This is a genomic window from Acinetobacter qingfengensis (assembly GCF_008693185.1).
Classification (GTDB): Bacteria; Pseudomonadota; Gammaproteobacteria; order Pseudomonadales; family Moraxellaceae; genus Acinetobacter; species Acinetobacter qingfengensis.
The window spans coordinates 129,497-141,140 of sequence record NZ_VXKN01000005.1; the positions used below are offsets into that span (position 1 = coordinate 129,497).

General features: G+C 39.5%; 8 protein-coding genes and 1 CRISPR repeat array. Of the genes, 3 read left to right on the forward strand and 5 right to left on the reverse strand.

Going from position 1 to position 11,644, the window contains the following annotated elements; translation table 11 throughout:
* The first annotated feature begins 9 nt into the window (after nt 1-9).
* Complete coding sequence (hemH, locus tag F4V57_RS08340; RefSeq protein WP_070070740.1) at nt 10-1,017, forward strand: ferrochelatase; 1,008 nt, start codon at nt 10-12, stop codon at nt 1,015-1,017.
* Nucleotides 1,018-1,031: 14 nt separating this feature from the next.
* Nucleotides 1,032-1,670, forward strand: coding sequence for an MBL fold metallo-hydrolase (locus tag F4V57_RS08345; RefSeq protein ID WP_070070711.1), 639 nt, complete (start codon nt 1,032-1,034; stop codon nt 1,668-1,670).
* Nucleotides 1,671-1,770: 100 nt separating this feature from the next.
* Here the strand turns inward: F4V57_RS08345 and betA are convergent, their stop codons facing one another.
* The 3 genes from betA to betI all read right to left on the reverse strand — a co-directional run bounded on the left by betA (nt 1,771) and on the right by betI (nt 5,637).
* Nucleotides 1,771-3,465 (reverse strand): choline dehydrogenase, encoded by a 1,695-nt coding sequence (gene betA / locus F4V57_RS08350; RefSeq protein ID WP_070070710.1) that lies wholly within the window; start codon nt 3,463-3,465, stop codon nt 1,771-1,773.
* A 75-nt stretch (nt 3,466-3,540) separates the two neighbouring features.
* Nucleotides 3,541-5,010, reverse strand: a complete 1,470-nt coding sequence (betB, locus tag F4V57_RS08355; RefSeq protein ID WP_070070709.1) for a betaine-aldehyde dehydrogenase — start codon at nt 5,008-5,010, stop codon at nt 3,541-3,543.
* A gap of 21 nt (nt 5,011-5,031) precedes the next feature.
* The gene (gene betI, locus F4V57_RS08360; protein WP_070070708.1) at nt 5,032-5,637 is read right to left on the reverse strand and encodes a transcriptional regulator BetI; all 606 of its coding nucleotides are present in this window, start codon (nt 5,635-5,637) and stop codon (nt 5,032-5,034) included.
* 412 nt (nt 5,638-6,049) lie between these two features.
* Between betI and F4V57_RS08365 the strand changes: the two genes are divergently transcribed.
* The gene (locus tag F4V57_RS08365) at nt 6,050-8,110 is read left to right on the forward strand and encodes a choline transporter (RefSeq protein WP_070070707.1); all 2,061 of its coding nucleotides are present in this window, start codon (nt 6,050-6,052) and stop codon (nt 8,108-8,110) included.
* Nucleotides 8,111-8,215: 105 nt separating this feature from the next.
* Nucleotides 8,216-9,863: a CRISPR direct-repeat array (repeat unit 28 nt; unit sequence TTTCTAAGCGGTGTATGCCACCGTGAAC).
* Between the two features lie 132 nt (nt 9,864-9,995).
* On the opposite strand, the gene cas6f is transcribed toward F4V57_RS08365, so the two are convergent.
* Together cas6f and csy3 are read right to left on the reverse strand one after the other, a co-directional pair.
* A complete protein-coding gene (gene cas6f, locus F4V57_RS08370; protein ID WP_070070706.1) occupies nt 9,996-10,601 on the reverse strand; it encodes a type I-F CRISPR-associated endoribonuclease Cas6/Csy4 in 606 nt (201 codons plus the stop codon).
* Nucleotides 10,601-11,644 (reverse strand): type I-F CRISPR-associated protein Csy3, encoded by a 1,044-nt coding sequence (gene csy3, locus F4V57_RS08375; protein ID WP_070070705.1) that lies wholly within the window; start codon nt 11,642-11,644, stop codon nt 10,601-10,603. Before csy3 ends, cas6f begins: the two co-directional genes overlap by 1 nt.

Here is an 11,644-nt window from a genome sequence, read left to right on the forward strand (position 1 = left end):
AATGCTTCTATGGCTTATCGACCTAAAATTGCGGTGATTATGGCAAATTTGGGCACACCTGATGCCCCGACACCAGCAGCAGTACGAAAATTTTTAAAACAATTTTTATCGGATCAACGCGTGATTGAGATCCCAAAGTTACTCTGGCAAGTGATTTTACGTTGTTTTGTTTTGCCTTTTCGTCCTAAAAAGGTTGCACAAGGCTATGCTGCAATTTGGCAAACTGATTCACCCATGCGGGAAATTTTATTTCAGCAAGTTGGATTAACACAACAACAGATCAAACAGGATTTTCCTGATCTAGAGGTTAATGTTATCGCCGCCATGACTTATGGCAGCCCTAATATTCAGGATATTCTGCAGAATATTGCGCAACAAAATTATGATCATGTATTATTGCTGCCATTATTTCCACAGTATTCAGCTACATCAACAGCACCACTGTATGATGCTTTGGCAAAATGGAGCGTAACCCAGCGAAATTTACCCGGAATTTCAATTATTCGGGATTATTATGCGCATCCGGCATATATCGATGCATTGGCACAAAGTGTACAGAAATTTCAGGCAGAACATGGCCCAGCAGAGAAATTACTGATGTCTTTTCATGGTATTCCACAACCTTATGCTGATAAAGGCGATCCTTATGCAGATCGTTGTCAGGAAACGGCTAAACGTGTTGCTGAGAAATTAAATTTACAGACAGATCAATGGGCGATTAGTTTTCAATCCAGATTTGGTAAACAGGAATGGGTAAAACCTTATACCAATGAATTGCTTACACAATGGGCACAACAAGGCATCAAGTCTGTACAGATTATGAGTCCGGCATTTTCTGCCGATTGTCTGGAAACCCTGGAAGAGTTGGCCGTAGAAAATAGGGGTGTTTTCTTGACAAATGGTGGACAAGATTACGCCTATATTCCGGCACTCAATACTGATTCAGGACATCTTGATTTGTTTCATGCTTTACTTGCACCGCAACTTACTGCCTTATCCGCTCAGTTTGCTAAATAAATAAGGAGATCGTCATGTTACATTGTCAAATCGTAGCGGTGACAGCATTTTCACAGAACTGTAGTATTCTTTGGGATGATGAAACCATGCAGGCTGTATTGATTGATGCAGGTGGCGAGGCCGAAAGATTACAGCAAATGATTACAGATTTAGGTGTAACGGTTATTGCGCTTTGGAATACACATGGACATCTGGATCATATCGGTGCAGTTGGTGCTTTGGCGAAGACTTATAATGTGCCCGTGATTGGGCCTAATCAACAAGATTCATTCTGGATTGACATGTTGCAGGATGTGAGTAGGCAATATGGGTTTCCAATTCCTGAACCAGTACAGGTTGATCAATGGTTAGCTGGCGGTGAAATACTAAGTTTAGGTAAATATCGTTTTGAAGTTCGCTTTACTCCGGGGCATACTCCCGGACATGTTGTATTTTACTGCGCAGAACTGAATATGCTCTGGACGGGAGATGTATTATTTAAAGGTTCTATTGGACGTACCGATTTTCCCAAAGGAGATTTTGATACGTTAATACATTCCATTCAGACACAATTGTTGACTTTGCCTGATGAAACACAATTTATTTCTGGACATGGTGCAACCAGTAGTATTGGCTTAGAAAAACAATTTAATCCTTTTTTGAAGGGCATATAAATTTTATTTATTCAGATATTTTTTAATTTCAATAAACTGTTTTTTATTGGTTAAAAGTACAGCATCTTATCAATAAAGATGCTGTAAGGTTAATATGCCATTATTTAAATGGGCGTATTGGTGTCTGCCGTACAGGTGTTTTACCTGCTCTAAAATAGGGTGCATCAGAATGTGGTAAAGATTGCCCGCGAATTTGATCTGCAATTTTTTCTGCCATCATAATGGTTGTCGCATTAAGGTTTCCTGTGATGATGACTGGCATGATTGAAGCATCGATGACACGTAATCCTTGTAAACCGTGGACACGCCCCTGACCATCAACGACTGCCATCTCGTCTTCACCCATTTTACAGCTACAGGATGGGTGATAAGCTGTTTCAGCATGATTTTTAATAAAATCATCAAGTTGATCATCAGATTTTAAATTTAGGCCGGGACTAATTTCTTCACCACGATAGGCATCAAGCGCTGGTTGATGCATGATTTCGCGGGTAATTCGAATGCTATCGCGAAACTCACGCCAATCCTGTTCTGTAGACATATAATTAAATAAAATACTTGGATGTTCAAAAGGATCTTTGGATTTCAGTTTAATTCGGCCACGTGATGGAGAACGCATCGAGCCGACATGTGCTTGAAAACCATGTTCATTGACTGCGTTACTGCCATTATAGTTAATTGCAACAGGTAGAAAGTGGTATTGAATATTGGGCCATTCAAATTCTTCAGAAGAACGGATAAATCCACCCGCTTCAAATTGATTACTGGCGCCTGTACCTGTTCCGGAAAATAGCCATTCTGCACCAATAGCAGGTTGGTTATACCATTTTAATGCAGGGTAAAGGGAAACAGGTTGTTTACATTTATATTGTAAATACATTTCTAAATGATCTTGCAGGTTTTCACCCACACCAGCCAAATCTTGTACGACTTCAATATCCATCGATTTAAGAAAAGTGCTTTGTCCAACACCTGAACGCTGTAAAATTTGTGGAGATGCAATTGCACCAGCACAGAGCAGTACTTCACGTTTGGCATAAGCCTGATGAAGACGATTTTGATTCGCACCAATCATATATTCTACGCCAATGGCTTGTTTCTGATTAAATAAAATTTTATTGGTCATGGCGTGGGTAATAATATTCAGATTTGACCGCGATTTTGCCATATCCAGATAACCACGCGCTGTACTGGAGCGTCGACCATTTGGTGTTACCGTGCGATCCATGGGGCCAAATCCTTCCTGTTGATAACCATTCAAGTCATCAGTCCGAGGATAGCCTGCCTGTACTCCAGCTTCAATCATGGCATGGAATAATTCATTATTTCCCTGTTTGGGGGTTGCTACAGAAACCGGTCCGTTGTCACCATGATAGTCGTTTCCGCCAATATCACGAGTTTCAGCTTTTTTATAATAGGGTAGACAATCAGTATAACGCCAGTTTTCCAGTCCTTTGAATGTTGCCCATTGATCTAGATCCATGGCATTACCACGAATATAACACATACCATTAATTAGGGATGATCCACCTAATCCTTTACCTCGACCACATTCCATGCGTCGATGATTCATGTGAGGTTCGGGATCGGTTAAATATGCCCAATTATAGCGGCGTCCTTGTAAGGGAAAGGCTAAAGCAGCAGGCATTTGTGTGCGGAAATCTAATCGATAGTCAGGACCGCCAGCTTCCAATAATAGAACGGAAATATCGGCATCTTCTGTTAATCTAGCTGCAAGTACATTACCGGCTGAACCTGCACCAATAATAATATAATCGTATTCTTGCTTAGTCATAATTGTCCTGAATTTATATATAGAGAAGAACTGAATGACTGCTGTCATCCAGTTTAAGAAAAAGAAGATAAAGAATTAAAAAATACTTTGGTAATCACCAAGTTCAACTTGAATGGATTTAACACGAGTATAATGCATCAATGTACTGATGCCATTTTCTCGACCAACTCCGGATTGCTTATATCCTCCTACTGGCATTTCCGCAGGAGACTCGCCCCATGTATTAATCCAGCAAATACCAGCTTCAATTTGGTGAATAATACGATGTGCTTTATTGATGTCAGGTGTAACAATGCCAGCTGCCAATCCAAAGGTCGTATGATTGGCACGTTGAATGACTTCATCTTCAGTTTTATAACTTAAAATACTCATGACAGGACCAAAGATTTCATCCTGTACAATTTTCATATCATCATGACAATCTGTAAACACCGTGGGCTGTACATAGGCACCTTCTGAAAATTCGCCTGTTGCACGTTTACCACCAATGAGTAGTTTTGCACCTTGTTGTTTGCCTGATTCAATGTAAGACAGGACTTTTTCCAGATGTGAAAAACTGGTCAGTGGCCCAAAATTGGTTTGATTGTCAAGAGGATCGCCCATACGAATGCGCTGGACACGTTCAACGATTGCTGCCTCAAAGGCTATTTTCATGGATTCTGGTACAAAAACACGAGTTCCATTGGTACAGACTTGCCCAGAACTAAAGAAATTTGCCATGACAGCAATATCAGCAGCTTTATTAATATCTGCATCATCACAAATAATGAGTGGTGATTTACCACCAAGTTCCATGGTGACTTCTTTTAGTGTAGAGCTGGCAGCACTTGCCATGACTTTTTTACCTGTTTCTACTCCACCAGTAAAAGAAATTTTTTCAATGGCAGGATGTTCGGTAAGCCATTGCCCGATATCACGGCCAATACCCTGAACGACATTGAAGACGCCATTGGGTACGCCTGCTTCGGTATATATTTCTGCCAGTTTATAAGCCGTTAATGGTGTGATTTCACTGGGTTTAAAAATCATGGCATTACCTGCTGCAAGGGCAGGAGCTGATTTCCAGAGTGCGATTTGAATCGGGTAATTCCAGGCTCCGATACCTGCAACTACACCTAAAGGTTCATGGCGCGTGTAAAAAAAACTGCTGTTTCTTAAAGGAACTTGCTCACCTTGAATTGCAGTTGCAAGACCTGCGTAATATTCAAGTACATCTGCTCCTGTAACAATGTCAACGGTTGATGTTTCGCTATAAGCTTTACCCGTATCTAGTGTTTCCAGCTTAGCCAGTTCATCATTACGTTCGCGTAAAAGATCGACTGCACGGCGTAGAATTCTGGAACGTTCCATTGCTGTCATTGCCGCCCAGACTTTTTGTCCTTCCTGAGCACTTTGTACTGCTTTTTCAATATCCTGTTGAGAAGCCTGTTGAATGGTGGCAATTACTTTACCATTGGCTGGGTTAATACTGTCAAAAGTTAAAACACTGTTTGCAGGGGTATATTGACCATGGATATATAATTGATGAATATTCACATCATTCACGTGATTTTTCCTCTTATTTATTCATTTAAGTTTGGCTCGCTGAAACTGTATTTCCAGATAATCATAGGCAATGTGCCGAACTGCTTGTTGATCAAATTGATCATGCTGGTTTAAACCACCACGTAACCATAACCCGTCAATTAGGGCAGCCAGGCCACTTGCAGCAATATCTGCTTGATGCTCTGGGAGTAGTTTTAGAAACTGATATTTCAGATTCGAATATAAGCGCCGATCATTAACCCGTTGTAAACGGGCAAGTTCAGGTGTATGCATACTGGCAGACCAGAAGTCTAACCAGACGCGCATGGCTGTTTTATTCACCTGACTCAAATCAAAATTGGCATTGACGATTGCCTTGATGTAATGCTCTGGTTGTGGATCATTAACTTCGGACTTATATTGCTGGGTAATTTGATACAGTCGTTTCAGCATTTCTCGCATACAGGTGGTCATCAGCCCTTGTTTGTCACCAAAATAATGACTCACAATACCTGTAGAAACCTGAGCTTTTTTGGCAATTTGTGCAATCGTTGTATTCGATAATCCAACTTCATAAATCACAGCAAATGCCGCATTGATAATTTCTTCACGTCGCTCATGCTCAGGTTTCACTATGCGTTTTTTCATACTCTGATGCCATAACTCATTAAAATTTAAACCGATAATAAAACATTTACAGAACACAACAAGTCGTGATCTATATCTAGCATACCCCTTATTGATTGAATGTTCAATCAATAAGGGGTATGCTAGATAATAACAGGGTTTTTATATCATCATTTTAAAGATCATCGGGTGTGACTATTAAAGTGTTGACGTAATGATCAGTATCTTCAATTTATAGAGGAAATGTCTATTTTTATGATGAGATAAACTTTTGATTATATTTTTAATGTATCAAAGGTAAGCAGATTAAAGTCTGATTTTTATAAACTGGTTGAACGATCTAGTATCGCTTGATTTTTCAGATGTTATGTTTGTCGCAGCTATTTTAGGTTAGGCAAACTAACATATATTTTTTAATTTACTTGAGGATTGTATGGTGACAGATAATCCAAGAGCAGTTGACAATTCATCCATTCAAACCAAAGATCATTTGAATCGTGTGGTCTTTTATGTTTCAGCGCTCATTATTTTAATATTTTCATTAACCACGATTTTCTTTAATGATTTTGCCAATCAGGTCTTAAATACAGTGCTCGCTTGGGTCAGCTCCACGTTTAGCTGGTATTACTTGCTGGCAGCTACATTATATTTAATTTTTGTCATTTTTATTGCTTGTTCACGTTATGGTGATATCAAGCTAGGTCCAAAACATTCCAAACCAGAGTTTAGTTTGCTCAGTTGGTCAGCAATGTTGTTTGCTGCAGGAATCGGAACAGATCTAATGTTCTTCTCTGTGGCCGAACCATTATCTCATTATATGAATCCACCTGTAGGTGAAGGGCAGACGTTTGAGGCTGCTCGACAAAGCATGGTATGGACGTTGTTCCATTATGGGTTAACAGGTTGGGGCATGTATGCTCTGGTTGGGATGGCGTTGGGCTATTTTAGTTATCGTTATAACCTACCCTTAACGATTCGCTCAGCGTTGTATCCGATTTTTGGTAAAAGAATTGATGGTGCCATTGGACACAGTGTTGATACTGCTGCAGTAATTGGTACGATTTTCGGGATTGCAACAACCTGTGGGATCGCAGTTGTTCAGTTAAATTATGGACTACACGTTTTATTCGATTTACCTGAAAATTTATGGGTACAAACCATCTTAATTTTAGTTGCGGTGATTGTCACAATTATTTCTGTTACAACCGGTGTTAATAAAGGAATTCGAATTTTATCGGAAGTTAATGTTTATGTTGCAATTGGTTTAATGCTATTTGTCTTGGCATTAGGGAATACGGAATTTTTACTCAATGCACTGGTACAAAATTTTGGTGACTATATTACCCGTTTCCCTAGCTTGGCACTGGAAAGTTTTGCTTTTGAACAACCTAAAGATTGGATGAATAGTTGGACAATATTCTTCTGGGCTTGGTGGGTTGCATGGTCACCTTTTGTTGGCCTCTTCTTGGCACGAATTTCTCGTGGACGAACAATTCGTGAGTTTGTATGTGGCACCTTGATTATTCCATTATTATTTACCATGACATGGTTATCTATTTTTGGAAGTAGTGCTTTATATAGTGTAATTTTTGAAGGTAATACTACACTGGCCGAAACGGTACTCGTTAATCCTGCACATGGATTTTATGACTTATTGGCACAGTATCCAGGGTTCTCATTTATTGCCGGTGTTGCGACAATCACCGGATTATTATTTTACGTTACTTCGGCAGATTCTGGTGCATTAGTCTTAGGTAATTTTACAACTAAATTTTCTAGCATTGACAATGATGCACCTCGCTGGTTAAGAGTATTCTGGGCAGTTGCAATCGGTGTATTGACGCTTGCAATGTTAATGGCCAATGGAATTACTGCATTGCAAAATGCAACAGTAATTATGGGGCTGCCTTTTAGTTTTGTCATGCTGTTAGTCATGGTAGGGTTATATAAATCCTTGCGTTTGGAAGATTATCGAAAAGCAAGTCGTAGCCTAAATGCTGCTCCAGTGGTTGGAAATGTTGATATTCTGAATTGGAAACAACGTTTATCTCGAGTCATGCAGCATCCGGGCACAACAGAAACCCTTAAAATGCTAAATGAAATTTGTTATCCAGCAGTTAATACTGTTGCTGATGAATTAATTAAGCAGGGTATGCAGATTGATGTAACAACTACACCACTTGATGAAAGCGAGGTCCTGTATCACCTCGATCTAACAATCCATCTCGAAGACGATCATAATTTTGTCTATCAAATATGGCCTGTTCGTTACACTGCACCACAGTTTAGTGAAAGAGGAAAGTCAGGCAAACGGTTCTACTATCGTCTAGAAACCTTTCTTTACGAAGGTTCACAGGATAATGATTTGGCCGGTTATACGAAAGAACAAGTGATTAATGATATTCTGGATAAATATGAACGTCATATGTCATTCTTGCACATGAATCGTATTCAACCAGGAAATCGTCCATTATTTCCTGATTCTTACGATTAAAAAGGTGATTTAAAAAACCAATCATTTACTGAATCTATAAATATGGATTCCACACAAATATAACTTATTTATGTGGAGTCTTTATTTAGGTCAATCGACTAAAAAATTTTAAGCGGTGTATGCCAGCGTGAACGTTCTGATCATTTTTAGAATCCTTGCTTTTACTTTCTAAGCGGTGTGTGCCACCGTAAATAGCGGAAGCTAATCTTCGGAGAGCCAATTTTTTTTCTAAGCGGTGTATGCCACCGTGAACCATGACTGGATGCACTGGTCAATCAGTGCTTTTTTCTAAGCGGTGTATGCCACCGTGAACAGTTTGAGGAAAATATCGTCTCAAACTTGTTGTTTCTAAGCGGTGTATGCCACCGTGAACACAGATCAGGAAAAACTTGAATATGAGCATCATTTCTAAGCGGTGTATGCCACCGTGAACAATGCTCACTAGCATCTATAAGAGCATTCAAATTTCTAAGCGGTGTATGCCACCGTGAACTTTGGCAGGATATGTCTTTGATTTTATTTATTTTTCTAAGCGGTGTATGCCACCGTGAACGCCATGGCACCCCAAGCAATTTTTATATCTTCTTTCTAAGCGGTGTATGCCACCGTGAACTATTTATACCCGTTTTCTGGGTTAATGTAATCTTTCTAAGCGGTGTATGCCACCGTGAACCAACAAATGATTGTTGCGACAAAGTCTTTTCTTTTCTAAGCGGTGTATGCCACCGTGAACATGAACCAAATAATTCAACTTCTTGTTTTACTTTTCTAAGCGGTGTATGCCACCGTGAACGCATTGGTGGTTTTGCGGCATCCGGGCTAAAATTTCTAAGCGGTGTATGCCACCGTGAACCTGTACTGATTGTTGAAAAAGCTATTTTTGATTTTCTAAGCGGTGTATGCCACCGTGAACCCCATAAGCCAAAGGGAACTTTAGCTTTCTGCTTTCTAAGCGGTGTATGCCACCGTGAACTGAGTATTTAAGAGCGGTGGCGTGATGGATAATTTCTAAGCGGTGTATGCCACCGTGAACTAATTGTCAGAAATCTACTTGATGGCGTTGAGTTTCTAAGCGGTGTATGCCACCGTGAACGGTGGTACTTTCCCAAGACCCTCATGCCTATCTTTCTAAGCGGTGTATGCCACCGTGAACGATCGGTGATGACTGCATCAATTGAATTTTCTTTTCTAAGCGGTGTATGCCACCGTGAACAACAGCTTCATCACTGCTTCGTTTCATGTAAATTTCTAAGCGGTGTATGCCACCGTGAACAGACATAAAAAAACCCAGCTTTTGCTGGGTATTTTCTAAGCGGTGTATGCCACCGTGAACTAGATCGTCTCGGTGAAGCACGCCGTGGTGAATTTCTAAGCGGTGTATGCCACCGTGAACATCGAATGGCCCAAAGTTACCAATTTTTTACCTTTCTAAGCGGTGTATGCCACCGTGAACTGAAAGCTGATTATTTAAAATTGCTTGATGTCTTTCTAAGCGGTGTATGCCACCGTGAACTTAAAGATCTGTATGATCACAGGGTTGATAATTTTCTAAGCGGTGTATGCCACCGTGAACTGAATCACTAGGCTTAAATCAGTTTCCAGTTCTTTCTAAGCGGTGTATGCCACCGTGAACTAGAGTCTGTAAATCAGGACAAGGCTGCGTCATTTCTAAGCGGTGTATGCCACCGTGAACGAATTTCTCTCGTTATCGTCGGTGCGCGTGTATTTCTAAGCGGTGTATGCCACCGTGAACAGTGATAATAAAGTAAAAATATAAGTTACAACAGGTATTTATCATGGATTTTTGTGTCTTACCCAATGAAAAAATGACCAGTTGTAACTTATTGATTTTATTAAGCTGTTAAAGAGTTAGAAAAATATTGGGTTAAAACTCAGGGACTGTTGCCGTTCGGCTTAGTCCATATGTTCCAAATTTACCATCTCTTGCCTCATCAGCAGGGGATTTACCAATATAAAGTCGGTATTCTCTATCAATATTTTCCTTACGTTTTGCACTCAGGCTTTTTAAACTAACATAAGGCTCAACGATTGGTTGTTCAACATATTCCTTAAAGTATTGTCTGGCTTCATCTAAAGAAATGTTATGACGTTGTGCTTGATGAGCAATCCGTTCATCTAAGCCCATTTTTGGATTGACACGATAATAAAAGGCATAGCCTTTGATATCCTGTGGAACTTTGCTTGGTGTTTTAATATGTACATAATCCATCAATCGTTCTAGCCATTTTTCTAAATGAAGCTGTTGTAATTCATTTTCTGAATTGGCAAAGATACGAATTTTTGTACCCAAAGAAAGTTGCTTTCGTTTGTTCATACGATATTGGGGAAAAGATACGCCAAAAGGTATCTTTTCTTGCTCATCAATATGTTCAACAAAAGCAATATGTAATTGGGTATAAACTTTTGACCAAAGAAAATATGCAGAGGTATCTTCATTGGGTAAAAGTGTAAGCTCAATATAATATTGCATTATTTATCACTCTCACCAAAGACACCACCACGCACTAAAACAGCCATAACATAGTGTTGTTGTTCAATTTCAGGGGTTTTACCTGTATTTACCCAACCATCGAATAGGGTATAAAAGTCTTGATTTTCTTTAGGTTGACGATAGGCTTTGCCTTCCGAAGTGACTGAGCCATAAGGTTCAACTGCAATAGGTTTAGTTGCATCTGGATACCATGTATCAATGGTACGCAGGGCGTTACCAATTTTTTGTGAGTGAATGCCTGCTTCTTTATCTTTAATTGCATAAAGGGTTTTACTTTTTTTACCTTTAGTATTACCAGTATCAAGAATTAATTCTTGAGATGGATAAACTTCTTGTCCTTCACCTAAACGGGCAAAACCAGTAATGCTTAATAAAACGTGTTCATTACCATTTAAACCAGCTTGAATCCATTGAGCCAACTGTTCTAAAGATTTTTCTTGCTCTTGATGAACAGTGATTTCATTTAGGCGGTTTACTAAGGCATCAAAACTTAATTTTTCGGTGGGTTTTCCATTAATGATACGCTCAATGCTAACATTGACATTTTCTGCACCAATACGATTACGCCATAAAAAACGACCATTAGCGAGATTTACCGCATAGCGTTGAGCAAGTTCCTGAAATTGTGTTGCAGATTTATAGCTTGAAACCACAGCATCAAGACGTTGTGCAAAACTTTCATCATTACATGCTGATGGTTGCCCCACATTTGGTAATACACGCAAAGTAAAAGTTACAGCAACAGTATCTTTGCCTTGTGGTAATGCAGCAATATCCACTGTTTGTAAATTAGCTTTTTCAACTGCGGCATTAATTGCAGCCGCATCAGCTGCTTCTTTGGCATTTTTAGGACGGTTAGAAATTGTACCTCGTACAGATTTTTCCTGAATTTGAATTACTGTTGTACCTGCACCGTGTTGAATATCATTCCAATTTACCGCAGTCATACGTCCATCTGATGGATCTAAATGACGGTTAAATGATAATACTGATGCAGTTTTGATTTTTGGTTCTTTAGCCAT